24 protein-coding genes are annotated in these 25,598 nt (G+C 64.8%); 10 read left to right on the top strand and 14 right to left on the bottom strand.

Annotated features, from left to right (window positions below):
* Positions 1 to 134: 134 nt before the first annotated feature.
* The 6 genes from AC1MEM_RS22205 to AC1MEM_RS22180 form a co-directional block, all read right to left on the bottom strand.
* Positions 135 to 533: a VanZ family protein gene (locus AC1MEM_RS22205; protein ID WP_499474261.1), complete on the bottom strand. Its 399-nt coding sequence runs from the start codon at positions 531 to 533 to the stop codon at positions 135 to 137.
* Between the two features lie 78 nt (positions 534 to 611).
* Positions 612 to 920, bottom strand: coding sequence for a hypothetical protein (locus tag AC1MEM_RS22200; protein ID WP_499474260.1), 309 nt, complete (start codon positions 918 to 920; stop codon positions 612 to 614).
* Positions 921 to 1,524: 604 nt separating this feature from the next.
* Positions 1,525 to 2,289 (bottom strand): SDR family NAD(P)-dependent oxidoreductase, encoded by a 765-nt coding sequence (locus AC1MEM_RS22195; protein WP_499474259.1) that lies wholly within the window; start codon positions 2,287 to 2,289, stop codon positions 1,525 to 1,527.
* A 76-nt stretch (positions 2,290 to 2,365) separates the two neighbouring features.
* Positions 2,366 to 2,884: a TPM domain-containing protein gene (locus AC1MEM_RS22190; protein ID WP_499474258.1), complete on the bottom strand. Its 519-nt coding sequence runs from the start codon at positions 2,882 to 2,884 to the stop codon at positions 2,366 to 2,368.
* Between the two features lie 11 nt (positions 2,885 to 2,895).
* A complete protein-coding gene (locus tag AC1MEM_RS22185) occupies positions 2,896 to 3,735 on the bottom strand; it encodes a TPM domain-containing protein (RefSeq protein WP_499474257.1) in 840 nt (279 codons plus the stop codon).
* Between the two features lie 2 nt (positions 3,736 to 3,737).
* Positions 3,738 to 4,361 (bottom strand): LemA family protein, encoded by a 624-nt coding sequence (locus AC1MEM_RS22180; protein WP_499474256.1) that lies wholly within the window; start codon positions 4,359 to 4,361, stop codon positions 3,738 to 3,740.
* A gap of 160 nt (positions 4,362 to 4,521) precedes the next feature.
* On the opposite strand from AC1MEM_RS22180, the gene pyrF reads away from it, so the two are divergent.
* Positions 4,522 to 5,343: an orotidine-5'-phosphate decarboxylase gene (gene pyrF, locus AC1MEM_RS22175; protein WP_499474255.1), complete on the top strand. Its 822-nt coding sequence runs from the start codon at positions 4,522 to 4,524 to the stop codon at positions 5,341 to 5,343.
* Between the two features lie 247 nt (positions 5,344 to 5,590).
* Here the strand turns inward: pyrF and sbcB are convergent, their stop codons facing one another.
* Together sbcB and AC1MEM_RS22165 are read right to left on the bottom strand one after the other, a co-directional pair.
* The gene (gene sbcB / locus AC1MEM_RS22170; RefSeq protein WP_499474254.1) at positions 5,591 to 7,039 is read right to left on the bottom strand and encodes an exodeoxyribonuclease I; all 1,449 of its coding nucleotides are present in this window, start codon (positions 7,037 to 7,039) and stop codon (positions 5,591 to 5,593) included.
* A gap of 79 nt (positions 7,040 to 7,118) precedes the next feature.
* On the bottom strand, positions 7,119 to 8,084 hold the full coding sequence (locus AC1MEM_RS22165) for a GGDEF domain-containing protein (protein ID WP_499474253.1): 966 nt from the start codon (positions 8,082 to 8,084) through the stop codon (positions 7,119 to 7,121).
* 111 nt (positions 8,085 to 8,195) lie between these two features.
* On the opposite strand from AC1MEM_RS22165, the gene AC1MEM_RS22160 reads away from it, so the two are divergent.
* Complete coding sequence (locus tag AC1MEM_RS22160; RefSeq protein ID WP_499474252.1) at positions 8,196 to 9,002, top strand: helical backbone metal receptor; 807 nt, start codon at positions 8,196 to 8,198, stop codon at positions 9,000 to 9,002.
* Between the two features lie 56 nt (positions 9,003 to 9,058).
* Here AC1MEM_RS22160 and AC1MEM_RS22155 read toward each other — a convergent pair whose 3' ends face one another.
* The 3 genes from AC1MEM_RS22155 to AC1MEM_RS22145 all read right to left on the bottom strand — a co-directional run bounded on the left by AC1MEM_RS22155 (position 9,059) and on the right by AC1MEM_RS22145 (position 12,126).
* Entirely contained in the window at positions 9,059 to 9,454 is a 396-nt protein-coding gene (locus tag AC1MEM_RS22155) for an HPF/RaiA family ribosome-associated protein (RefSeq protein WP_499474251.1), read from the bottom strand.
* Positions 9,455 to 9,535: 81 nt separating this feature from the next.
* Positions 9,536 to 10,774, bottom strand: a complete 1,239-nt coding sequence (locus AC1MEM_RS22150; protein WP_499474250.1) for an MFS transporter — start codon at positions 10,772 to 10,774, stop codon at positions 9,536 to 9,538.
* Positions 10,775 to 11,097: 323 nt separating this feature from the next.
* Complete coding sequence (locus AC1MEM_RS22145; protein WP_499474249.1) at positions 11,098 to 12,126, bottom strand: CDP-6-deoxy-delta-3,4-glucoseen reductase; 1,029 nt, start codon at positions 12,124 to 12,126, stop codon at positions 11,098 to 11,100.
* Positions 12,127 to 12,138: 12 nt separating this feature from the next.
* Between AC1MEM_RS22145 and AC1MEM_RS22140 the strand changes: the two genes are divergently transcribed.
* Together AC1MEM_RS22140 and AC1MEM_RS22135 are read left to right on the top strand one after the other, a co-directional pair.
* Positions 12,139 to 13,101: a sugar nucleotide-binding protein gene (locus AC1MEM_RS22140; protein WP_499474248.1), complete on the top strand. Its 963-nt coding sequence runs from the start codon at positions 12,139 to 12,141 to the stop codon at positions 13,099 to 13,101.
* A gap of 4 nt (positions 13,102 to 13,105) precedes the next feature.
* The gene (locus AC1MEM_RS22135; RefSeq protein WP_499474247.1) at positions 13,106 to 13,363 is read left to right on the top strand and encodes a hypothetical protein; all 258 of its coding nucleotides are present in this window, start codon (positions 13,106 to 13,108) and stop codon (positions 13,361 to 13,363) included.
* A gap of 204 nt (positions 13,364 to 13,567) precedes the next feature.
* Here the strand turns inward: AC1MEM_RS22135 and AC1MEM_RS22130 are convergent, their stop codons facing one another.
* From AC1MEM_RS22130 to AC1MEM_RS22120, 3 genes are all read right to left on the bottom strand, one after another.
* Entirely contained in the window at positions 13,568 to 14,398 is an 831-nt protein-coding gene (locus tag AC1MEM_RS22130) for a glycine-rich domain-containing protein (protein WP_499474246.1), read from the bottom strand.
* A gap of 261 nt (positions 14,399 to 14,659) precedes the next feature.
* The gene (locus tag AC1MEM_RS22125; protein WP_499474244.1) at positions 14,660 to 16,492 is read right to left on the bottom strand and encodes a sensor histidine kinase; all 1,833 of its coding nucleotides are present in this window, start codon (positions 16,490 to 16,492) and stop codon (positions 14,660 to 14,662) included.
* Positions 16,493 to 16,690: 198 nt separating this feature from the next.
* On the bottom strand, positions 16,691 to 18,445 hold the full coding sequence (locus AC1MEM_RS22120; RefSeq protein WP_499474242.1) for a glutamine--tRNA ligase/YqeY domain fusion protein: 1,755 nt from the start codon (positions 18,443 to 18,445) through the stop codon (positions 16,691 to 16,693).
* A 241-nt stretch (positions 18,446 to 18,686) separates the two neighbouring features.
* Between AC1MEM_RS22120 and AC1MEM_RS22115 the strand changes: the two genes are divergently transcribed.
* The 6 genes from AC1MEM_RS22115 (at position 18,687) to AC1MEM_RS22090 (ending at position 25,597) form a co-directional block, all read left to right on the top strand.
* Positions 18,687 to 18,977 (top strand): DnaJ domain-containing protein, encoded by a 291-nt coding sequence (locus AC1MEM_RS22115; RefSeq protein ID WP_499474240.1) that lies wholly within the window; start codon positions 18,687 to 18,689, stop codon positions 18,975 to 18,977.
* Positions 18,978 to 19,016: 39 nt separating this feature from the next.
* Positions 19,017 to 19,526: a hypothetical protein gene (locus tag AC1MEM_RS22110; protein WP_499474239.1), complete on the top strand. Its 510-nt coding sequence runs from the start codon at positions 19,017 to 19,019 to the stop codon at positions 19,524 to 19,526.
* Positions 19,523 to 20,311: a hypothetical protein gene (locus tag AC1MEM_RS22105; protein WP_499474237.1), complete on the top strand. Its 789-nt coding sequence runs from the start codon at positions 19,523 to 19,525 to the stop codon at positions 20,309 to 20,311. The genes AC1MEM_RS22110 and AC1MEM_RS22105 overlap by 4 nt, the downstream gene beginning before the upstream one ends.
* A gap of 14 nt (positions 20,312 to 20,325) precedes the next feature.
* The gene (locus AC1MEM_RS22100; protein WP_499477734.1) at positions 20,326 to 21,195 is read left to right on the top strand and encodes a hypothetical protein; all 870 of its coding nucleotides are present in this window, start codon (positions 20,326 to 20,328) and stop codon (positions 21,193 to 21,195) included.
* Positions 21,196 to 21,421: 226 nt separating this feature from the next.
* Positions 21,422 to 22,651, top strand: coding sequence for an MFS transporter (locus AC1MEM_RS22095; protein WP_499474235.1), 1,230 nt, complete (start codon positions 21,422 to 21,424; stop codon positions 22,649 to 22,651).
* Between the two features lie 189 nt (positions 22,652 to 22,840).
* Positions 22,841 to 25,597 (top strand): type VI secretion system Vgr family protein, encoded by a 2,757-nt coding sequence (locus AC1MEM_RS22090; RefSeq protein ID WP_499474233.1) that lies wholly within the window; start codon positions 22,841 to 22,843, stop codon positions 25,595 to 25,597.
* Position 25,598: the final 1 nt, after the last annotated feature.

Genomic DNA, 25,598 nt, shown 5'->3' with positions numbered 1-25,598 from the left:
GTGGGTATGCGTGACGATGTCGTCTGCCACTGTGGTAAGAGGGGCAAACGGGGCACGACGTTCCAGCTGACTCGGGTGTCACATGAGGCAGATCAAGCGGGAGGTGGATTCGGGGAAACGGGCGCTGGCCGGGCTCAGCTGCGGTGGAGTGCCGCTCTCGGCAGGATCGCCCACAGGATCGCGCACATCATGAGCGCCGAGCTGCAGTCGACCATCCAGTCGCGCACATCGGCGCCACGGTAGGGGAAGAAGCTCTGGACCGATTCATCGATCGCGCCCATCACGGCAATGGCCAGCAGGGTCGCGACCGTCCGGCTCGCCGCACTGCCGCGGCTGGCGGTGAACCAGAGCAGCGCCAGCACGGAATAGGCTGTCGAATGCAGGACCACGCCGGGCGCATACTCTCCGATCCCGGCGCGCGCCCCGGGGATCGATCCGGCCACCACAATGGCCAGGAAGAAGACGATCGCGGCGGTATGGCGCAGCTTGTTCAGGCGTGGGTCGAGGAGGAGGAAACAGAGGAATTGCGGCATGGCTGACGAGCTTGCAAAACGACAACCATACCACGACCTGCGACCGCGCGCCGCACGGCCGGGTGTACGGCGGGGGAACTAGATGGTCAGCGCCGGGGCGCCGTCGGCATAGCGCGCGTCGAAACAGCCCTGGCATTCGGCGCAAAACAGGTGGGCCATGCGCACCGAGGTCTGGCGCAGCACGAGTTTGAGGCCTTGCTGGCATTTCGGGCAGAGTTCACGCACGCTGCCGAAGGTGTGGAGGGTGAGCGCGGCGTGCGGGCCGTCGAGGTGGTCGATGACGACCAGCGGGTTGAGTTCGCTAAGAACCAGGGGGCCCACTTCCTCATGCTGGCGGCGGCTGGCGGCAGGATGTTGGCTGTGCTTTTCGAATAGCTGAAAATTCATCGGTCCGGCTCCCTAGTGTGGTGTGTAGCAGCGTCCGCCTTGGGATCGTGCAATCTGTCCCGCTTGCGGCGCACGAACTTCATGATAGTCAAAAGCCGACAGGCTGCAAGGCCAGTCTTCACATTTATGCAATACGGGCGTCCTGCAAACAAAAAAATGCCCACCAGGGAGAGGCGGGCACAACCCAAGATCGGGCCAAGAGACGCTATTCGGTGGGTGTGCAGCGCAGTTGCGCTACACACCTGTCTGCAATCAGGCATATCGGTTGCGTGTATTGCAGATGAACCCAGTATAGGGAGCGATTGTGACCCGAGTATGACCTGGCGCAAGCATTCGGGCTCTGCGGCGAACGAATCTCAGCCATGACGATCTATCAATGTGGGAAAAAGTGTTCTGGCGCGGCGCAAAAAAAAAGCCCGCTTCATGAGCGGGCTTAAAACTATTTTCTTGGAGGAGAATAGTGGAGACAGGTGCATTATGTTGCGCTGCCATATATTTGTCTAATTGCATATTCAGATACCAGATATGCGGGCGGTGAATATGGTCGCGTTTGGCGTCTGCGCGGGCGCCCGGATTGGCACTTGCCTACGCGCTTGCCGTCCTCTCATTCGCGTACCGGGACCGTATAGTTCAGCGGCATGCGTCCGCCATCGGCATACAGGGTCTGGCCGGTGATGTAGGAGGCATCGTCGCTGGCGAGGAAAGCTGCAATCGATGCCACTTCTTCCGGCTCGCCGCAGCGGCCGAGCGGCGTGCGTGACAGGATCGTGTGGCGCGCCTCGGGACTCGACAGCACGGCCTGTTTCGCCAGGTCCGTCAGGATCGTGCCCGGGCCGATGGCGTTGACCCGGATGCCATGCTGGGCAAGGCTGATGGCCGCCACGCGCGTGAGCTGGTTGACGCCGCCTTTCGAGATCACGTAGGGCACCTGGTTCGGGATGACGAGTTCGGCGTTCACGCTCGACATGTTGATGATGCAGCCGCTCTGGCGCTTGACCATGTCGCGTGCCGCGGCCTGGCTGCACAGGAACATCGATTTCAGGTTCACGCGCAGGACGCGGTCGAAGTCTTCCTCGCGCAGGTCGAGGAAGTCGGCCGCATGCGTGACGCCGGCATTGTTGACGAGGATATCGACGCGGCCAAAGGCTGCGAGGGTGGCGGCGAACAGGGCGTCGACGTCGGACTTCTGGCTGACGTCGGCGCAGAAGTGGCGGGCGGACTCGCCCAGCGCCGCGGCGGCCTCGGCCACTTCCGGCCGCACATCGGCCAGCATCACGCGCGCGCCTTCGCGCACCAGGCGCTGGGCGCAGGCCAGGCCGATGCCCTGGCTGGCACCGGTTACGAGGGCGACTTTGTCGACGAGTTTCATGGTTGGCTTTCGCGGAGTTCAGGTGCCGCCATTGTAAGGGCAGGCATGTCCGCCGCACCAGCCGTTGCCAGGCGTCCTACAGCATGATCGGACTGTCGGGCAGCTCGTTCGGACGCGCACCCGTGGCCGGGAAGTGCTCGCGCAACAGCGCATTCACCGCCTCGATCGCCGCCAGCGTGGCATCGTGGAAGCTGCCTTGCCTGAAGCCCTCGGTCATCGTGCGGCAGACGCCTTGCCAGGTGGCCTCATCGATCTTCCGGTCGATGCCGCGGTCCGCGACGATGTCGACCTTGCGCTCGGCCAGGTTCACGTAGATCAGTACGCCGCAATTGTCCTCGGTGTCCCAGACGCCGTAGTCGGCGAACAGGGCCAGCGCACGCTGGCGATTCGTGACGCCGTCCCAGATTTCGTCGGTCGGGAGCGATTTCTCGACGATGAAGCGCACTTCGCCGCGGTGGGTCTGTTCGCCCGCCGTGATCGCCTGCGCCGCTGCCGTCAAGGTGCTTTCGGGGAAGGCGCGCTGGGCGTCGGCGCGGCTGCTGCGCCAGTGCCGCAGCACGCGGCCGAAGCGTTGTCCGAATGATTCGTTGTTCATGTCGTGCGCCATCACCAGTCTCCCGAGGCGCCGCCGCCATCAAAGCTGCCGCCGCCGCCGGAAAAACCGCCGCCGCCGCCGAAGCCGCCGCCACCGCCGGAAAAGCCACCGAAGCCGCCGCCGCCGCGTCCCGCATTACTGAGGATGCTACCGAGAATAAACCCGGTCGCGCCGCTGCCCCAGCCGCCGCGCGAGAGGCGCGAACGGCGCGGGCGGAACATCGAACGCACCAGCATGAAACCGAATACCAACATCAAGATGCCAAACATACCGATCCCGCCTCCTTGTCCATCGTCTGCCGCGTTGGCCGGTGCTGCAGGTGCTAATTGCGGCTGCGCCGGCTCGGGAAATCGCTCCCGGTTCAGCACGGTGGCGATCGCGCCCACGCCTGCGACCAGGCCCTCGTAGTAATGGTTTTGACGAAAATGTGGCGCCATGACGTCCTGCAGGATGCGTTTCGATTGCGCATCCGTCAGCACGCCCTGCACCCCGCGTCCGGCCTCGATGCGCAGGCGCCGCAGCGCACTCGGGTTGTCGCGTGCGACGATCAGCAGCACGCCGTCGTCGACACCCTTGCGCCCGAGCTTCCAGGCATCGGCCACGCGGATCCCGTATTGCTCGATTGCTTCCGGCTCCGTCGATTTGACCAGCAGCACGGCGATCTGGTTGCCGCTTTTGGTTTCATGCTCGGCGAGCACCGCTTCCAGGCGCTGGCGCTGGGTGGCGTCGAGCATGCCGGCTTCATCGGTGACGCGGCTGGTCAGCGCCGGCACGGCCTTGAGCTGGGCCTGGGCCGGGCCGGCCAGCGCGAACGCCAGCGCCAGCAGCCAGAGTGATCGCAAGAAACGCATGATTATTTGCCGAAGTTGACCGTCGGTGCGGTCGAGATCGTTTTTTCGTTCTCGACCGTGAACGAAGGCCGGGCTTCGTAGCCGAACATCATCGCGGTCAGGTTGGTCGGGAACTTGCGCACGGTGACGTTATAGTCCTGCACCGACGCGATATAGCGCTGGCGCGCGACGGTGATGCGGTTTTCCGTGCCTTCGAGCTGCGACTGCAGGTCGCGGAAGCTGGTGTCTGCCTTCAGTTCAGGATATTTCTCGGACACGACCATCAGGCGCGACAAGGCGCTCGAGAGTTCGCCCTGCACCTGCTGGAACTTCTGGAAGGCCGCCGGATTGTTCAGCACTTCCGGCGTGATCTGGAAGCTGGTCGCGGCGGCGCGCGCACGGGTGACGGCCTCCAGGGTCTCGCGCTCGTGCGTGGCATAGCCCTTGACCGTGTTCACCAGGTTCGGGATCAGGTCGGCGCGGCGCTGGTACTGGTTGACGACTTCGCCCCAGGCGGCCTTGGTGGCTTCGTCCTTGGTCTGGAATTCGTTGTAGCCGCAGCCCGAGAGCAACGAGCTTGCCAGGGTTGCGATCGCCAGCAGGCGGGCCCAGCGCGAAAACGAAGAAGAAGATGCGGATGACGTCATGATGTCCTGTCCATTGCAAGTTGTCGAATGATTAAAAATATACAGCAGTCCACCAACTGCGGTCGCACGGTCGTGCCCGCGGCGCCATCGAGGTGCAAGCCCGGCGCGGCCGGCGGGTACAATAGTGGGTTTGCAATGACACTGTTACAAGGGGCCCGACGTGAACTTCATCAACAAACTCTCCGCGGCCTGGACCCGCAACGATTCGCTCCTGTGCGTCGGACTCGATCCTGACCTGGGGCGTTTCCCGGCCCACCTGCAAGCGGAACCGGACGCCATTGTCCGCTTCTGCAAAGCCATCATCGACGCCACGGCCGATCTCGCCTGCGCCTTCAAGCCGCAGATCGCCTATTTCGCCGCCCTCGGCGCCGAAAGCCAGCTCGAGGAAATCTGCCGCTACCTGCGCGAAACCTATCCGCACATCCCCCTGATCCTCGACGCCAAGCGCGGCGACATCGGCGCCACGGCCCACCAGTACGCGCGCGAAGCCTTCGAGCGCTACGGCGCGGACGCGGTGACCGTGAACCCCTACATGGGCTTCGACTCGGTCGAGCCCTACATGGCGTGGGCCGACCGCGGCGTGATCGTGCTGTGCCGCACCTCGAACGCGGGCGGTTCGGATTTGCAGTTCCTGGATGTGGGCGGGCAGCCGCTGTACCAGCATGTGGCGCGCCTGGTCGCCGAGAAATGGAACCGCAACGGCCAGTGCGCGCTGGTGGTGGGGGCGACGTATCCTGAAGAACTGGCGCAGGTACGGGCGATCATCGGCGACATGCCCTTGCTGGTGCCGGGTGTGGGCGCCCAGGGCGGCGACATCGAGGCGACCGTGCGTGCCGGACGGACGGCGGGCGGGACCGGGATGATGATCAATTCTTCGCGGGCGATTTTGTATGCGGTGCCGGAGGAGGGCGAGGACTTTGCGGCGGCCGCGCGCAGGGTGGCGCGCGAGACGCGCGATGAGATCAATCGGTATCGGGGCTAAGTGACGAGCTTGCCGCCGATAGAGCGCTGACGCGCTGGGGCGGTTGACGCTGGTGGGGCTGTTGCCTGTGGTGCTATCGATTCGCATGATCCGCATGGGCACGAGTGCCCATCCTGCGGGCGGCGTTAGCGGCGAGGTCATGCGGCATTTCACCTGGACTCGCCGATAAGCTCATCTGTAGGATGGGCACTTGTGCCCATGCGGATTCAACATGCCAATAGCAGCGCGGGCAACAGCCCCATGAGCCTCAATACCTGCTCGGCGCAATCGCCTCCACGTACTCGTACAAGGCGCCGAGAATCTCCTCGGCCCGCTCATCCGCCGTCTCCGACAGCGCATCGATCTCGCCAAACAACTGGTCGACCGTACGCGCCCCGCCGGCGCCATCGAACAAGCGCGCCGCCCGGTGTTCTTCCCAGGTCTCCATTTCCTGCTCGCTTAAAGTCTGCGGGAAATTGCGCGCACGGTAGCGCCACAACAGTTCGGCCAGGCGTTCGTCCTCGAAGGAAGGACGGGCGGTCGCCAGTTGCGCCGGCGTCTGCATGCGCAGCGACTCCAGCTTGCGGCGGTCGTTGTTGCTGACAAAACCGCCATACAGGTCTTCATCGACATCGGTCTCGTTCGAACCGGCCGGCTTCTGGTACACCTGCGCCCAGATCGCGCTCATGTCGGGACCATTCGCCGCCAGTTGCGCATGTGCGCGCCCCTGCTCGAGGTCGAGTCCCCAGCGCGTCGCCATCGCGGGGCTCAGCGTTTTCAAATTGCCGACCAGCATCGGCGACTTGTTCAGGTGCACGCTCTTGATCGGCAGCCGCGTCACGCCTTCCGGCAAATCGGCGGAGCGCGTGAACATGCGCAGGCGGATCGTCTCGGCATCGAGGCCGAACAATTCCGACGGATCGTGACGGCAATCCCAGACGAGGATTTCATTCTTGTTGCTCGGATGCTGGGCCAGCGGCCAGACCAGGCCGAGGCAACCGCTCTCGGCCGGGAACATGCCTGACACGTGCAGGAAGGGCTGGCGCGATCCGCGCTCCAGGTGCAGCCCCATTTCACTGGCGACCTTGTCCTTGCGCCGCAGTTCGAGGCAGAAATCGAACAGGCGCGGCTGCTTGCTGCGGATCAGGCGTGCCAGCGCGATCGTCGCGCGCACGTCCGACAGCGCATCGTGCGCGGCGTCGTGCGACAGGCCGTTGGCGCGGGTCAGGTCCTCCAGGCGGAAGCTCGGCCGTCCATCCGGATGGTTCGGCCATTCGATACCTTCCGGACGCAGTGCATAGGTCATGCGCACGACGTCCAGTAAATCCCAGCGGCCACAATTGTTTTGCCACTCGCGCGCATAAGGATCAAACAGGTTCCGCCAGAACAGGAAGCGCGTGACTTCGTCGTCGAAGCGGATCGTGTTGTAGCCGACGCCGATCGTGCCCGGTTCCGCGAAGGCGGCCTCGATCTGGCGGGCGAACTCGTGCTCGGGCACGCCCAGTTCCAGGCATTGCTGCGGCGTGATGCCGGTGATCAGGCAGGATTGTGGATCGGGCAGGAAATCATTGGCCGGCTGGCAGAACAGCATCAGCGGCTCGCCGATCTCGTTGAGCTCGGCATCGGTGCGGATCGCGGCGAACTGCGCCGGACGGTCGCGGCGCGGCTGTGCGCCGAAGGTTTCGTAGTCGTGCCAGAGGAAAGTGTGTGTGCTCATCGTTTTATTGTGTGGGGCCGTCTTGACCAGGCATCAAGAATCGCACGGATTGTCGGCGCAGGGCCGCGTTCCGTCAATCTCACACGCTCACACAATTGCGGCCGGCTTCCTTGGCCCGATACAAAGCCGCATCCGCCGCTTCGATCAGGCTCATCTCGTCGCCGGCCGGATCGAGTACCGCAACGCCGAAGCAGGCCGTCAAATGCGGCAGCGGCACGCGCATGTCGGGAAACAGCACCACCTCGCGCATCTGCTGGCACAGGCGGTCCGCGACCATGTAGGCCAACTCGCCGTTGGTTTCCGGCAGCACGGCCATGAGTTCCTCGCCGCCATAGCGCACGGCAAAGTCCGACGGGCGCAAGCCATCGCGGATGACGTTTGCCGCGGCGCACAGGGCGGCGTCGCCGACCAGGTGGCCGTGCGTATCATTGAACTTCTTGAAGTTGTCGAGGTCAACCATCAGCAGGGAGAGCGGACTGCCCTGGGCGCGCGCGCGGCCGACGAGTTTCGGCAGCATGTCGGCCAGCCAGGTCCGGTTGTACAGGCCGGTCAGGGTGTCGTTCAACGACAGCTGGCGGTAGAACTCGCCGAGCTTCTGGCGCCGGCGCAGCAGCGCATTGGCGGCACGGATGCGGAAGGACATCAGGCGCAGCAGGTTGCGCGCGACCGCGTTCGAGTGATCGATCAGTTCCCATGCAAGGGCCGATTCGATGACGAGCAAGTGCGTCTCCTCGACCGCGTGCACGGCGTCGAGGTTGGCGGCGTCGTCCAGTACCGACTGCTCGCCCACGCTTTCGCCCGCCAGGATGCGGTTGACGTTGCCGTCGGAACTGCCGGCGTGGCCATCGGTTTCGACTTCGAGCATGCCGGACAGCACGATATACAGTCGCGCCCGCACCGCATCCTCGATCGGTTCGCCCGCGGCCAGTTGCACCACTTCGCAATCGGCCAGCGCGACGGCCGCGGCAGCTAGGTCGGCGCCGCGGAACAGCTCCAGGTTCTCCACCGTGTAGCCCGAATCCCGAAATGCTCCGATAAGTTTCAAAACGTTCCTCCGCGTGATCGCTGGGTAATAAAAATTAGAGAATCCATCATAAACCATCCGACGCCACGTTCCTGCTGGCGTTTCGGAAACAGGAGTGTTCCAATAGCGCCCATGAACGCCCCTCATCCACACCTTGTCGACGCCCTCGGCGTGGCGCATGTCCCGGCTCCCGGCGCGCGCATCGTTTCGCTGGTTCCCTCGATCACCGAACTGCTGTGCGACCTGGGCCTGGCGCCGCAACTGGTCGGGCGCACCGGCTTCTGCATCCATCCGGCCAGGCTCGTGGCCGGCATTCCGAAAGTGGGCGGCACCAAGGACGTCAATCTCGAGAAAATCCGCCAGCTGGCACCCACCCACGTGATCGTCAATATCGACGAAAACGAAAAGCCGACCGCCGAGGCCCTCGCCGAATTCGTGCCGCACCTGGTCGTCACGCACCCGCTCGCGCCGCGCGACAACCTGTCTCTGGCAAGGCTGATGGGCGGCCTCTTCGGCGCCGAACAACAGGCCGAACACTGGTGCGGGCAATTCGAGGCCGAGTACGCGGCGCTGCGCGCGGAAGGGGCGGGGCCGCCGCGCACGGTCCTCTACTGCATCTGGCAGGACCCGTGGATGAGCATTTCAAACGACACCTATATCGCGCGCATGCTGGCCGAGCTCGGCTGGAAGCTGCCAACCCTGCCTGACGCCAGCCGCTATCCCCGGTTCGCATGGTCGAGCGAACTGGTCGACGGACTCGATGCGGTGCTGCTGTCGACCGAGCCCTACCGCTTTACCGAGGCGCACGCGGACGCACTCGAAAAACAGCTCGGCATTCCGGTGTTCCTGGTCGATGGGGAAATGATGTCCTGGTACGGTAGCCGGGCGCTGGCCGGGCTGCGTTACCTGCGCCAGCTGCGCGCGATGCTCGAAGGATAAAAAGAAGCGCGGGCCAGCCGCGCTTCGTCCTGCCGAGGCCGCACTTGGCGGCTTACTTACATGCCGCTCGTCAGGTTCTTGTCCTGTTCCGGTGCGAGATCGCCGTCGATGTCGCCCAGCGGCACGGGCTCACGCCGCGCCTTGTCGGTCAGGCGGCCCAGGGCGCTGTCGAGAGCGCGCTTGAGCTTGTTGCCGGCATTGGTGATGGCCTGGTGCAGGTTCACCGCATGTTCGTTGACGACCACCGGCGCGTAGCCGGTGACGTGGGCTTCCATCATGCAGCGGTTGCCGCCGTCGGCTCCCTTCTGGCTGTTTTCATTGCTCAGGTGGACGTCGATGCGGTGCACCTGGTCTTCGAAGCGGCCGATGGCGCCCGTCACAACGGATTGAACGTGCTCATCCAGGCCTTGGTGTTTGTCGATGGTACGGTCGGTATTAACATTGATTTGCATAAAGATGGCTCCGTTATCAAAGATCTTGGAACTAATCTTACACTTTTTGCCATTTTTACCGCGTCCCGCACGCCAAGCCGTTCAGGCGTCTTTGTGATGGGGGAAGCGGTCCATCTTCGAGAGCACCGGAAACAGCACCGTCCACAGTCCGGTCACGACCAGAGTCGCCGCGCCGCCCAGCAGGATCGCGCGCGTCAGGCCGAACCAGCCGGCGGTGACGCCCGATTCGAATTCGCCCAGCTCGTTCGAGGCGCCGATGAAGACGGCATTCACGGCGCTGACGCGGCCGCGGATTTCGTCCGGCGTTTCATATTGCACCAGCAGGTGGCGCACATACACGCTGACCATGTCGCCCGCGCCGAGCAGGAACAGTGCGCCCAGCGCGACCATGAAGTGGGTCGTCGCGCCCAGCGTGAGCGTGGCCAGGCCGAAGAGGGCCACGCCGCCGAACATCCAGGCGCCGACATGGCGCCTGACCGGCACGAAGGCCAGCGCGATCGAGCACAGCGCTGCGCCGGCGCCGGGAGCCGTGCGCAGCCAGCCGAGCGCGGTGGGACCGGCGTGCAGCACATCGTGCGCGTAGGCGGGCAGAAGGGCGGTGGCGCCGCCGAACAGCACCGCGAACAGGTCGAGAGAAATGGCACCCAACACGATGGGACGCGAGCGTACGAAACGCAGGCCCTCGAGCAGGGTATGCCAGCTCATCGGCGCCGTGCTGCGCACCTGGGGCGCACTCGTGGTCGAGGCCATGAGCAGGGTCGCGATCAACAGCAGCGCGGCCGCGACCAGGTAGACAACCGTCGGCCCGAAGGCATACAGCAGGCCGCCGAGTACGGGGCCGGCGATCACGGCGACATGGAAGGTCGAGGAACCGAGCGCCACGGCCTGGCTGAAATCCTTGTCCGGCACCAGGTTGCGCAGCACGGCCTGGGAAGCCGGCATCATGAAGGCGCGCGCGCTGCCGAACAGCACCAGCACCGCGAACACGGGCCAGACCACGTGGCTGCCGCTAGCGGTGAAGGCCAGCAGCAGGGCGCTCACCAGCAATTGCGTCAGCATGCACAGCACGATGATCTTGCGCCGGTCGTAACGGTCGGCGACGTGGCCGGCCCATAGAATCAATACCAGGAAAGGCGCGAACTGCGCCAGCCCGATCAGGCCGAGGTCGAACAGGCTGCCGGTGATCTGGTACACCTGCCAGCCGACGGCCACGCTTTGCATCTGGACGGCAAGGGTGCCGAGGAAACGTGCGGACAGGTAGAAGGAAAGATTACGATTGCGCAGGACGCTGAGGCCGCTGGACGAGGAAAGCAGGGACATGAAGGAAACATTGACTGGCGAGAAGCTGTCAATTGTGCCTCATTTAAGATATTGCTGCGTAGGGTGGGCGGCTCGATCGTCGGCGGGTGATCCAACGTGCCGTATGCGCCGCCCACGCGGTGATCGTTTGCGGCGATATCATCCGGAACGCGAGCGGAGCCGCAGAAGAGCTGGGGTCAGGTCTGACATTTGGACTCCCGCCTTGGCGCGACCTCTGCCTTACTGGGCCCGGTATCGTTGAGGCCGTGTCTAAATGTCAGACCTGACCCCAGGTTTTTGGCGAGATCATCCGGAACGCGAGCGGAGCCGTGAACAGTCAGCCCTTACTCCGCCGCCAGATCCGCCTCGGTCGTAAACGCATCCGCAAAAAACTCCTCCGCCGGCAAGCCGCACTGCGCTACATACTCGCTGCGCGCGGCGTCGACCATCACCGGCGCGCCGCAGGCATACACCTGCCAGCCGGACATGTCCGGAATATCCTGCATCACCGCCGCGTGCACGTAACCGGTGCGGCCCGTCCAGTTGTCCTCCGGCAGGGCATCCGACACGACCGGCACATAGGCGAAATCGGGCATGGTCGTCGTCCAGGCCTGGCACAACTCGTCCATGTACAGGTCTTGCGGACGGCGGCCGCCCCAGTACAGGCGTACCGGACGGGTCGACTTCAGGTGCATCAGGTGCTCGACCAGGGCTTTCACGGGCGCAAACCCGGTACCCGACGCCAGCAGCACGATCGGCTTCTCCGACTCTTCGCGCAGGAAGAAGGTGCCGAGCGGCCCTTCGAAGCGCAGGATGTCGCGTTCCTTCATGGCGCCGAACACGTGGTCGGTGAACAGGCCGCCCGGCAGGTGACGGATGTGCAGTTCCAGCGGACGCTCGAGCGTCGGCGCGCAGGCGAGGCTGTAGGCGCGGCGCTTGCCGTCTTTCAGCAGGAATTCGACATACTGCCCGGCGCGGTAGGCCAGCGCCTCATTGGCCGGCAGCTGCAGCGTGACGATCGCCACATCCGGCGCCGCGCGCGTGACCGAGGCCACCCGGGTCGGCATCTTGCGGATCGGATAGTCGCTGCTCCCGCCGATCTCGCGCGCTTCGATCACGACATCGCCTTCCGGCAGCGCGCAGCAGAACAGCGACATGCCGCCCAGCTTCTCCTGCTCGGACAGGGCGCGCGCCTGGTGCGGCTTGTGCGTGACCGAGCCGCCGACGACCTTGCCCTTGCACGAACCGCAGGCGCCGTTCTTGCAGCCGTAGGGCAGGCCCACGCCGGCGCGGATCGCGGCCGACAGCACGGTTTCGTCGGCTTCGCAGGCGAATTGGGTGCCGCTGGGCTGGACAGTGATCTGGAACGTCATACAATCCTCAAAATGAACTTCAACAATAATACAAACCGTTTGGGCCGTCCGCGCCTGCTGCTGATCGGCTGCGGCGATGTCGGCATGCGCCTGCTGCCGCTGCTGTGCCCGCGCTTTCGCGTCTTTGCCCTCACGCGCGATGCCGGCCGCGCCGCGGACCTGCGGGCGGCGGGCGCAGTGCCGATCGTCGCCGACCTCGACCAGCCGGCGAGCCTGGCGCGCCTGCGCGGCCTGGCGCCCTATGTGGTGCACCTGGCGCCGCCGCGGCCTGAAGGCGCGCTCGATATCCGGACGCGCAATGTGACCGCCATTCTACCCGAGGGGGCGCACCTCGTTTATGTCAGTACGAGCGGGGTCTACGGCGATTGCGGCGGGGCGCTGGTCGACGAAACCCGGCCTGTGGCGCCAAGAAATGCGCGCGCCGCACGTCGGGTCGACGCCGAGCGCGTGCTGCGCGCCTGGGCGCAGCGGACAAAAAGCAGCGCCGCGATCCTGCGCGTGCCCGGCATCTACGCTGCCGACCGCTTGCCGTTCAAGCGCCTGCAAGAGGGCACGCCGGCGCTACGGCTTGAGGACGATGTCTACACGAATCACATCCAGGCCGACGACCTCGCGCGGATCGTCGCGCTGGCGCTGTTTCGCGCGCGGCCGGGGCGGGTTTATCATGCGACCGACGATACGCGCCTGAAAATGGGCGACTATTTCGATGCCGTCGCCGACGCATTTCACATGGCGCGCCCGCCGCGGCTCGAACGCGCTGCACTGCGCGCGGCCGTGTCGCCGATGTTGCTCTCGTTCATGTCGGAATCGCGCCGTCTCGACAACACACGCATGCGCCGCGAGCTCGGCGTGCGCCTGCGCTATCCCGACGTCCATCACGCCCTGGCGCATTGGTCGGCAATGGGCGCTGGTACAATGACGTCCCCCCGAAGCCTGCCTAAGGCTTCACGCACGCCTGAACCGATAAAGAGCTGACATCATGACGACCCTGACTTACGAAGCATTCCTCGACGAAGTAACGACCCTGCTGACCGAACTGTATGACCTCGATGATGCCGCCGCCATCAAGCTGGTCGTGGACGCGCAGGCGGACGATTATTTCGTGGCGCACGATGACCATGCCGAGATGCGGACGGTCGAGCAGGCGAAGAAAGAAGCGGTCGCGTTGTTCGAGAGTAAGCAGAACAAGCAGCAGACCCAGGAAAGGCAGCAACTGCGGGCACGGCAGAAGAAATAAGGTCAACCTGGGGCAGCAGACGCTTGCTGCCACTGCGTCGATGACGCACTCATCCCTTTGATCTTTATCATGCCGAACGCCGGCACTGCCTCTGGACCATTCCCTACGCATCGTACGGATATTCCGATGGTGGCCTGAGCAAAAAATCCGTGGTGAAAAAACAAATGCCCCGCGAGCGGGGCATTCGTCAAGTGAGCACGGGCGTCAGGCGGCCAGTGCCAGGGCCGGGGCGCGTCCGCACCAGGCGGTCTGTACCCCGGCTGCTTCGGCTACCTCGGCTGTCACCGGCGCCCGGCCGCACCAGGCGGTCTTCATGCCTTCGGCTTTCACCGGAGCACGTCCGCACCAGGCCGTTTTGGCGCCATCCGCGGCAACCGCCTCGGGAGCACGACCGCACCACGCCGTTTGCGCGCCGTCCGCTTTGACCGGAGCACGACCGCACCACGCGGTCGCCCCAGCCCCGACTTTCGCCGGAGCACGCCCACACCACGCCGTCTGCATCGCCGCTTCCGGCGCACGGCCGCACCGGGCCGCATTCGCCGCCGAGGCTTCGGCATCGACCGGAGCCCGGCCGCACCAGGCCGCTTTCGCCGCTGCGCCTTCCGCTTCGACCGGCGCCCGCCCGCACCATGCGGCATCCGCGCCATACTCCCGCACATAGGCTTCGCCGAAAGTCGACTCATACAGTTCGCGCGTCCGGTCGCCCGCCTGTTCCAGCACCTCGAGGCCGTTTTCGCCGACCATGCCGAGGTAAGGGTAATGGTGCAGGAAGTAGCCGAAGACTTCCTCGCAATCGCGGGCGTACTTCATCGTGTCGAGGATGTGGTAGTGCCAGAACGTGTCGACATCCTCGAGCGGCGCGGTCTGCTCGGTCGGGAAGGCTTTCATCAGGTACAGGAAGCGGCGGTATTCGGTTTCGATGGCCTTCGCGTGTTCCAGCGACCAGCCTTCACCCGATTGCTCGTGCGTCAATTTCATTTTGATCGAGTCCAGGTCCAGCGCGGCAATGCGTTCGAAATCGAGGTTGGAGATCATGATTGTTCCTTAGTTTTGGAGAACTGCATCGTTATTGTGATTGGGCGGCTCGGGTGCGATGAAGGCGTGCTGGCGAATGGTCGACCCTCCTTTTTCGTCTGTACCGGCGGTTGTTGACGTGAAGCATTGATACAGATTCTCCACTCCAAGCTTTCGGAAATCGTTGATTTTGCGCAAGTTGAGAAGGGTCAACTAATTTCTTGTGGTAAAGACGCCTACGACCTCGCGGCGGCACTTCCTACAGGCTGGCGAGCGGCTTCCCTACAGGGTGCCGACTGCTGCGTGGACGATGTTTGCCGGTTCCGGGGCGGGCGCCACGGACAGCAGGTTTTCTGCAGCGGGGATCGCCACGTGGACGGTGGTGCCGGCGTTCGGGCGGCTGGTGATGACGCATTTGCCGCCCAGTATCCGGACCCGCTCTTCGATGCCGACCAGGCCGAAGGAGCCGGGCTTCTGGCCGGCCTTCTGCAAGCCGATGCCGTTGTCGCTGACAGTCATCGAAATCGATTCCCGGTCGACGGCGAGTTCGACCCGCACCGCCGTCGCGCGGGCGTGGCGCGAGACGTTGGTGAGCGACTCCTGCAGGATGCGGAACAGGGTGGTGGCGCAGCGGTCGCTCACATGCAGGTCGTGGTTGTGCGAGACGAGTTCGCAGACCAGTCCCGTGCGGCGCTGGAATTCGGTGATCTGCCAGTCGACCGCGGCGGTCAGGCCGAGATCGAGCACATGGGGGCGTAGGTCGTTGATGATCTGGCGCACGCTTTTAATGGTGGCATCGATCTGTTCGAGCATCCAGCGTGCGCGCGAATGCAGGCGCGGGTGGCGCTTGTTGGTGCGCGAGGCGAGCAGGTCGACCTCGATGCGCAGCGCCAGCAGGTTCTGGCCGAGGTCGTCGTGGATCTCGCGTGCGATGCGCTTGCGCTCGCTTTCCTTGATGCTTTCCGCGTGGGCCGCCAGGCGGCGCAGGTTGTCGTTATTTTTCTGGAGTTTCGTTTCGCTGGCACGCAGCTCGCCGGTCATCTCTTCGGCCAGCCGGATGGCGCGCCGCCGCGACGAGCTCAGCGCCTGGAACAGCGCATACAGCAGGGCCGTGCCGATCATGCCCGCCAGCATCGCCACCCAGGGCAGGACGCTGTCGATCTCGGAATACATGCTGCGCTTGCGCACGGTGAAATCGATGTCCCAGCCGCGTCCGCTGACGCCGACCGGCAGCAGCGCACGAAACTCGACCTTCTCATCGGCCGCCTTGCCCGGGCGGTTGTCGAAATACACGATGCGCCGGTAGACACCCGGCGAACCGTCCGGTCCCTCGGTCGGGCTCATCCCGGAAATCACGAGCCGCGTGGCGTCCTTTGGCGTGTTGTCGAGCACCCCCCGGGCAAGATGGTTGACGCTGAAGCCGATCCCGACCGACCCCAGGTAGGTGGCGCGGCGCTGGTTCACGTCCTGCAGGGACATGGCCGCGCGGTACACCGGCATGCGGATCGCCAGGCCGCTCGGGCTGGATGCGAACCTGACGGGGGCGCCCGAGGTCGACGCGTCGCCGGTATCGCGCGAGTGCGCCAGCGCCAGCGCGACGCCGGGCCGGGTCTGCAGGTCGATGCCGATCCGGTCGGCCCAGGCCGTACCCGGCTCGAGGAAGGTCAGCACCGTGTACTCGCGGCGCTGCCCCTCCGGCACGATCCTGAAGTCGCGTCCGCGTCCGTCGACATTGCGCAGCATCTGCGCTTCGAATTCGCTGCGTTCGGCGTCGGTCAGGTAGCGCGCGAAGTTGATCGTCTGGACACCGGGAAATTCATTGACCAGGTCGAGGCCGGCCACGTAGCGGCGGAAAGCGTCGCGTGTGATGTTTTCGTTTGTCAGGAACAGGCTGGAGGCGCCGCGCAGCAAGTCGGCATAGGTCTTGATGCGGCCATTCAGGATCGACTGGACGTTGCGCGCCATGTGGTTGAAGCGCTCGCGGGTGTTGTTTTCGATGGACTGGCTGGTACTGACATACAAGCCGAGGCCGACGCCGAAGGACAGCAAGGCGCCCAGCCAGGACCCCAGCCTGATCGCCTTGATTTTTCCCAGCCATTCGGCCCCGGTCGCCATGTTTTGCCCGCGAATTGATTCTTGTTTGATTTGGATCAGAATCGCGCAAGCAGCCCTGAATGAAACCTAGCAGGCTTGCTAGTTGGAGGGGCGGGCAGAAGGGCCTATGGCGCTTCCAAAAAAAATCCCGCCGCGGGAAGCCCGGGGCGGGAGGGTGTGGCCGAACGCGCGTGGCGTACATCGCCCGCGTGCGGGCAATTACTTGGCCCAGCTGTCCTTCAAGGTCGTGACGCGGTTGAACACCGGCTTGCCCGGCTTCGAATCGACCTGGTCGGCCACGAAATAACCATGGCGCTCGAACTGGAAGCGCTGCTCGGGCGTCGCGGTCGCCATGCCCGGTTCGAGGTAGGCGGTGACGGTTTCCAGCGCGTTCGGGTTGAGCAGGGTCTTGAAGTCCTTGCCGCCGGCATCGGGATGCGCGTCGAGGAACAGGCGGTCGTACAGCCGCACTTCGGCTTCCAGGGCGGAGGCCGCGCTGACCCAGGTGATATTGCCCTTGACCTTGTAGTTGTCGGCGCCCGGCGTGCCCGATTTCGAATCCTCGAAATACTTCACGTGCACCGCGGTGACCTTGCCGTCCGCATCTTTTTCGAAGCCGGTGCACTCGACCACATAGCCGTACTTCAGGCGCACCCGGCTGCCCGGCTGCTCGCCCACCGGCGGCGTGAAGCGGAAATAGCCCTTGGTCGGGACTTCCATGAAGTCTTCCTGCTCGATCCACAGCTCGCGCGTGAACGGGAAGGTGCGCACGCCCATGTCGGGATGGTGCGGGTGGACCGGCGAAGTGCACGCATGTGCTTCGCCTTCAGGGAAATTGTCCACGATCAATTTCAACGGACGAAGCACGGCGATCGCGCGCGGCGCCTTCGGATCGAGGTCGTCGCGCAGCGCGCCTTCCAGCGTGCTCATGTCGATCCAGCCATCGGATTTGGAGACGCCGATGCGCTCGCAGAACAGCTGGATCGATTCCGGCGTATAGCCGCGGCGGCGCAGGCCGACGATGGTCGGCATGCGTGGATCGTCCCAACCGGAAACGATGCCTTCATCGACCAGCTGGCGCAGCTTGCGCTTGGACATGACAACGTAGGTCAGGTTCAGGCGCGACATCTCGTACTGGCGCGGCACCGGCGGCGTGAAGAACCCGCCCTCGGTCGCGGTGGCGATCAGCCAGTCGTAGAACGGGCGGTGGTCCTGGAACTCGAGCGTGCAGATCGAATGGGTGATCGACTCCATCGCATCCGACAGCGGGTGCGTGTAGTCGTACATCGGGTAGATGCACCAGTCGTCGCCCGTGCGGTGGTGGTGCGCGTGGCGGATGCGGTACAGGGCCGGATCGCGGTTCGTCATGTTCGGCGAGGCCATCGCGTCTTCGCTCATCTTTGCGCGCAGGATGTGTTCGCCGTCCTTGTACTTGCCGGCCTTCATGTCGCGGAACAGCTGCAGCGATTCTTCGATCGGGCGATTGCGGAAAGGCGAATTGGTACCCGGCGTACCGAAGTTGCCGCGGTTTTTCGCCATGTCTTCGGCGCTCTGGCTGTCGACATAGGCAAAGCCCTTCTGGATCAGGTACTCGGCGATTGCGTACAGCTTGTCGAAATAGTCGCTGGCGTAGTGCAGGTATTCTTCGCCGCCTTGCTCCCACGAAAAGCCGAGCCACTTGACGCTGTCCATGATGGTGTCGACGTATTCCTGGTCTTCCTTCTCCGGATTGGTGTCGTCGAAGCGCAGGTGGCAACGGCCGGCGTAATCGCGCGCCAGGCCGAAGTTCAGGCAGATCGATTTCGCGTGGCCGATGTGCAGGTAGCCGTTCGGCTCGGGCGGAAAGCGGGTGATGACCGGAGGCATGCCTTCGCGCGCGTGGGTGCCTGCCGCCAGGTCGTTGTCGATGATGGCGCGCAGGAAATTGGACGGAGGCACGGGTGCAGCCGCCGCCTTGTTCTTGTCGTTACTCATGGGTGGTGTTCTGGATAGGTAAAAGTTAACGGCATTTTACCGTACACGGCCTGGCGGCGGCCTCCCTATGTGGTGGAGCGCACGGTTCGCTGCGTATGCAGCGGTCATACTTGGGGCGCTTCACCCCGCCTGCCGGGGCAGGCGCGCCTGCTGGCCGGCGCCGTCGCCGCTGTCACGCTGGCGTTTTCTATAGGATAATCTCGTTTTGCCGTTTGTTCGGCACCAGCCGGAGAGTTCCAAAGTGGAAAATTTATACGCGATCCTCGGCGTCGCGCCGAATGCCAGCGACGAAGAGATCAAGAAGGTCTACCGCTCGCTGGCGATGCGCTATCACCCCGACCGCAACGACGCACCGGGCGCGGAAGCGCGCTTCAAGGCCGTCACCAAGGCCTACGAAATCCTGTCGGACCGGACCAAACGCGACGAATACAACCAGAGCGTGAATCACCGCATCGTGCTCGACGCCGAAGCCGAAGCTTTCGAGCTGTGGCGCTCGCTGTTCGCGCTGAATGGCGTAACGCTGCAGGCTTGACGCTGCAGGCGCGAGCTCTCCCCCAATACAGGACAGAACATGAAAAGAGTACATCCCGAATTCGCTTACCAGTCGCGCGAGCTGGAGGGCCAGATCGACGGCACGCTGGGCGACCCGCCGAACAAGAAGAACTACCAGATGATGGTCGACGCCCTGGTCTCGGAATACGCCGGCGGCTCCGGCATCGACGACGTCAACCTGATGGCCTTCGCCCTCGTTGACAAGATCAAGTTCACCGATCCGAAAGGGCTGCTGCGCGAAGCGGCCGATTATGAAGGCGACGACCCTGCGAAAGTCTTCGCCATGGCCGAGTGCACCGGCGACGACGGCGCGGCGATGTACGCGTCGATGACCGAGAACCACCCCGAGCTGGCGCGCCAGGCGATCATCACCGCCTTCCTCTTCAAGCACCAGCAGCGCTGGGAAGACGACGACCAGTCGCTCGAACAGCTTGGCAAGAACGACGAGGGCGACGACGAGGACGAGGAAGAAGGCATGGTCTCGGATGACTTTACCGGGATCTTCGATGGCGAAGGAGAGCGTGAATGAGCGATAACGAAAACAGCGGCGCCAACCTGCCGGCACTGACCCGCCAGGTCAGCGAACTGGTGCTGGCCGGCTCGCTGGGGCACGCCGAAGAGGCGTTCTCGAAAGCGGCCGACGAACACGGCGACTATGCCGTGGCCGAGGTGCTCTCGACGCTGCCACCGCAAGTGACGGCCCTGCACCTGGCCGGCTTCGATGGCGGCAAGACCTCGCTGGCGACCCTGCTGGTGCCGCCCAAGGCATGGGCGGACAGCCTGGCCTACATGGCCGCGACCTGGCCCGACAACATGATCGAGGACGACCCCGAGCGCATCGCCGAGGCCCTGTTCAACCACGTCCACGGCGTGGTCTACGCGACCGAGGACGAAGACCGCCGCCACGAGCTGTTGATGGAGGCCTCGGCCACCGACCACGGTGCGACCGTGTTCGCCATCCTGTGGTCGCTGGCGCCGAAAGAGATCATGGAAGTGGCCGGCGAGATCAACCTGAAAGGCCGCTATGTGACGGGCCAGACCTCGTCCGACAGCGACATCATTCCGCTCGCAATCGACCTGGCCAAGGCCAGCGAAGACGGCTGGGAGCGCTCGCTGATCGAGCTGTTCCCGGAATTCAGGCATAGCAATGAAATGGCCGAGGCCGAGTTCCCGGACGACCCGGACGAAGACCCGGACTTCCAGCAGCGCAGTACGCGCGACCTGTTGTACCGCCTGCGCAAGCAGGTGCCGTCGGTGCGCACCATGCCAAGGCGCAGTACGCGCAAGAGCATCGGTTCGGACATCTTCTCGTGACCGGATCGCCCTCGATGCTGCCCGCAATCGTCATTGAAAAGCTGCCGCGCCTGGTGCGTGCGATCAAGCTGATCCCCAACCTGGCCAACGCCGACGAGGCGATCGGCCTCGCCGACGAGCTGTCCTCGATCACCGCGATGGTGGCCGAGAAGTTCACCAACGACCGCACCGCCGAAGGCATCCAGCGCGCGCTGATGCTGACCATCGGCGGCATGTCGCTGGGCCTCGAGCACCTGGTCGACGACGACAGCGACGAGACCGCGCTCGACATCCTGATCGCCGACGGCGCCGAGTACGTGTTCCAGGCCGGCTTTCGCATGATCCGCGACCTGGCCGCGCTGCCCGAGGATAGCCTGGTCGGCGAATACGATACCGACCCGGTGTACGCCGGCCGCCGTTTGAAGGAACTGTTCGTCGACATCTGCACCGCCGATCCGAACGAAAGCTGGAGCGGCTACGACCGCTATCTCGGCCAACTGCGCCAGCGCGAAGGCGTGCTGGCGATCGTCAACGCCGCCAAATGGCTGCGCAAGAATCACTACGAAGGCCCGGTCACCGACCCCGACCTGAATGCCGAAGGTGTGATTGCGCTGGCGACCATTTTCGCCGTCGACGGCGGGACGATCGTCGCGCGCGCCGGCCAGAAGGACTTCGAGCGTTTCGTGAAATCGGTTCGCAAGAACAACCCCGACTACGAGACCGGCTGGGCCGCGCTGCTGGAAAAAGTGCCGCCCCCGCACCGCGCGATCGTCGCCGAGCGCGTTGCCGCCTACCGCGACAACTGCACGGTCTTGCAGAACATCCGCACCAAGGCGCCGATGACGCAGCTGATCGCCGAGCTGGAGAACTATGCGGGGTCGGAGCTGGATACCGAGTATCCGTAACGCGAATTTTGAACCGGTGGGCACGGGGCGCCCACCCTACATGTGCGTGTTTTTGTAGGGTGGGCGCCCTGTGCCCACGCGGACGCTGGCATCGCCGCACATTCCACCTGAGCCGCGCGTTCAACCCACGTTCGCGTCATCGTAAACACACCCCGCCATAAAAGCCCCCGCCGACGCTCCGCTCCGTTTTTCGCTATCATGGGCAGTCGAGTTCCAGGATCCACCCATGTCTTCCCCCGCCATCGCCGCCGGCAGCGCCGACTTCAAACGCATCAACCGCGCCATGGCCTTCGGTGGCTTCTCCACCTTCGCCTTGCTCTACAGCGTACAGCCCCTGATGCCGCTGCTCGCACGCGACTTCGCCCTGACGCCCGCCCAAAGCAGCCTCGCATTGTCGATCTCCACCGCCGCGCTGGCCGTCTCGCTGCTGGTCTCGAGCGTGCTGTCCGAACGCTTCGGCCGCAAACCCATGATGGCCGCCTCGATGCTCAGCGGCGGCCTGCTCACGCTGCTCGCCGCCTTCACCAACGACTACACCCAGCTCCTGATCCTGCGCGCGCTGCTCGGCTTCATGCTGGGCGGGATGCCGGCGGTCGCGATGGCTTACCTGAGCGAGGAAATCGAAGGCGCCTCGCTCGGCCTGGCGATGGGCATGTACATCAGCGGCAGCGCCTTCGGCGGCATGTTCGGGCGCGTGCTGGCCTCCGTCATCAGCGACTTCTGGTCCTGGCGCGCCGCGCTCGGCCTGATGGGCGCGGCGGGCCTGTACGCGGCCTGGGAGTTCTGGCGCAGCCTGCCGGCCTCGAAGCGCTTCCGGCCAGGGCAGGGCGGCTTCGCCGGCCTGGTGGACGGGGTCCGGCGCCATGCCCGCGATGCCGGGCTGCCCTGGCTGTTCGCCTTGTCCTTCCTGCTGATGGGCTCATTCGTCAGCCTGTACAACTACATCGGTTACCGCCTGCTGGGCCCTGAATTCGGCCTGCGCCAGAGCGCCGTCGGCGCCTTGTCCGTGCTCTACCTGCTGGGCATTTTCAGCTCGGTCTGGGCCGGCCGCCTGGCCGACCGGCTGGGCCGGCGCAACGTATTGTGGCTGGTGATGTCGGTGATGTTCGCCGGCCTGCTGCTGACCTTGTTCGGCAACCTGGCCGCGGTCGTCGTCGGCGTCGGCCTGTACACCTTCGGCTTCTTCGCCTCGCACTCGGTCGCCAGCAGCTGGGTCGGCCGGCGCGCGCGGCCGCCGCAGGCGCTGGCCTCGGCGCTGTATCTCTTCTTCTACTACCTCGGCTCAAGCGTGGTCGGCTGGTTCTGCGGCTTCGTCTGGGAGCGCGGCGGCTGGCCTGGCGTGGTCGGCCTGCTGGGCGCGATCCTGGTTGCCGCCATGCTGATCGCATTGCGCCTGCGCGGCCTCGCGCCGCTCGAGGCGAACGCCCCGGCCGCGCCGGCTTCGCCAGCCCGCTAGAACCCGCCAAAGTGTTGATGCGGGTCATGCCCGCCGCCGCCATCGCCATCTTTTCGTCCGGTAACATTGACGGTTGGTAAGCGTTCAGGTCGAGCATCTGCTGCGGCTTTCGACCTGTTTCAAGCTTGCCTTCGTTTCCCGACGCGAAGGAGGCATCACGATGGCAATGCTCACCCGCCTGGCGCGCGCATGAACGCGCCCAGCTTTCCCACCCGCGGCCTGTTCGGTACAGGCCTGAGCCAGAACGCGCGGCTCATCACCCTGGCCAGCAGCCAGGACAGCGATTTACCGGAAGCCCTGGCGGCCGAACAGTTCACCGGCCGCGAGGCCGTCAACGAACTGTTCTGCTTCGACATCGACGCGCTCAGTACCTCGACCGATCTCGACATCGACGCCTTCATCGGCGAAGAGCTCAGCGTCAAGCTGCTCCAGCCCGACGGCAGCCGCCGCGCCTGGCATGGCCTGTGCACGGAAGCGGCCTGGCTGGGCGCCGACGGCGGCGTCGCGCGCTACCGGCTGCGCCTCGAACCGGCGCTGTCCCTGCTGGCCCGGCGGCGCGACAGCTATATCTTCCAGGACCAGAACGCGCGCGACATCGTCACCGAACTGCTGGCCGATTATCCGCAGGTTCAATTTGACTTCGACCTGACCCAGGAACTGCCGAAGCGCGCCATCTGCACCCAATACCGCGAGAGCGACCTTGAATTTTTCGTGCGCCTGCTGGCCTCCGAGGGCCTGAGCTGGCGTTTCGAGCACGAGTCCGGGGAGGGCGGTCGACAAGCCGGGCACCGCCTCGTCATCTTCGACAGCCGCGCGCGGGCGCCGGCCACGCCGGGCGGCGACATCATCCGCTTCCACGGGGTGTGCGCCACCGAACGCGACGACGCCATCGACGGCTTCAGCGCACGGCGGCGCATCGCCGCCAACGGGGTCGCGATCAGCAGCTGGGACCCGACGCAACTGGTGGCCCCAGCCTGTGATCAGCGCTCGAACCTGGACGCGGGCGACGTGCCGCCGATGTGGCTCTACGACGGCAGCGCCGAGCGCATCGCCAGCGAACGCGGCGTGGCCGGCACTCACAGCGGCTTGATGCTGCAGGCGCTGGAGCTGGAAAACAAGGCCTTCGACGGCACGGGCGCCGCACGCCGGCTGGCGGCCGGCCACGCCTTCCGGCTCACCCAGCACGATCGTTATCCCGCGGGCGAGAACGCCTTCACAGTGCTCTGGGTCCGCCACGAAGCGCGCAACAATTTTGATACCGGCATCACCCAGGCTGCGCGCGGCGCGATCGAAAACGGTACTTACCGCAACACCTTCGGCTGTGTACGCGACACCGTCGCCATCGTCCCCGCGCTGACGGCGGCGCCGCTGAAGATCACCGCACCGGGCGCGCAATGCGCACTCGTCGTCGGCCTGGCCGATTCCGTCTCGACCACCACACGCGACCACCAGGTCCGCATCCAGTTCGCCTGGCAGCGCGGCAGCCGCCCGAATGCGGGCGGTCTGTCGCACGATACCGACGCCGACGGCTGCGCCCCCGGCAACGAGCGTTCGGGCACCTGGGTGCGCGTCGCCGAAGCCTTGGCCGGCCCGAACTGGGGCACCCTGTTCACCCCGCGCGTCGGCACCGAAGTACTGGTCGATTTTATCGAGGGCGACATCGACCGGCCGGTCATCGTGGCCCAGCTTTTTACGGGATCGGACCTGCCGCCGTTTGCCGCAGGCGTCGATTCCGGCATCGAGCATGCGGGCACGCTGTCGGGCATCCACAGCCATAACTTCGACGGTGGCGGATTCAACCAGTGGCAGCTCGACGACACGACGGGACAGGTGCGTACGCGCCTCGCCACCAGCACGGCGGGCACCCAGCTGAACCTGGGCTACCTGGTCCAGCAGTCGCCCGGCTCGGCGCAGCGCGGCGCCTATCGCGGCAGCGGGTTTGAACTGCGCACCGATGCCTGGGGCGTGGTGCGCGGCGGGGAGGGCGTGCTGCTCTCGACCAGCGCCCGTTCCCAGCAGGGGTGTGGCGTCACCTCCACGCAGATGAATGCTGCGGAAGCTGTCTCCCTGCTGAAGGGCGCGCAATCGCTCGGTAAAACGCTTGGCGACGCGGCGGCGCAGCAGAAGGCCTTGTTCAGCAAGGACGCTTCAAAGGCGCAGGCGGACTTTATCTCGTTGGTCGATCCGAAAGCGAAGGGCAAGCATGACGGGGCGGTCAATGGCCAGACGGCGCTGAAGGCCAAGGCCGGATCGCGCGAGCTCGATGCGTCGCAGCCGGTGGAGAAATTCGGTGCCTCGGTCGTGCTGATGGATTCGGCGGCCAGTATCAACTGGGCGACGCCGGCCTCGACCGTGCTTTACGCGGGCCAGCAGCTGCACTGGACCACACAGTCCGACCTGCACCTGGCATCCGCGCATACGGTTTCCTCGGTCGCAGCCAATGCCGTCTCCCTCTTTACGCATGGCGGAGGAATCCAAGCGATTGCCGGAAATGGCCCGGTCTCGCTGCAGGCGCATACGGATGGGCTGGAGATCGTGGCGGACAAGGAGATCACGGTGATCTCGGTGAACGACTGCATCGAAATCAAGGCGAAGCAGAAGATCGTGCTGCAGGCCGGGCAGGCGGCGGTCACGCTGGAGGGGGGCGATATTACGTTTGCTTGTCCGGGGAAGTTTTCGGTGAAGGGAGGGAAGCATCTATTTGACTCCGGCGCATCTGTTGCCTCGTCAACAAACAAGCTTCCCGATACTCGCCTCCCGTTATTTGATGAGGCATTCATCATCAAAGACCCCGACGGACATCCAGCTGTCGGTTTGCGGTATCAAATACGACGTTCCGATGGCAGTTTAGAGGATGGAATTACAGACGAGTTCGGAAGAACACATGTCGTAAGCGGCGCCGACTCGGAAGACTTGGCGCTCTACGTAAACAGGGGTGAGATTTGAT

Source organism: Telluria sp. AIW5, from assembly GCF_056680575.1.
The sequence above is the reverse complement of the archived record's forward strand: the minus strand, read 5'-3'. Positions and strand labels throughout refer to the sequence as shown.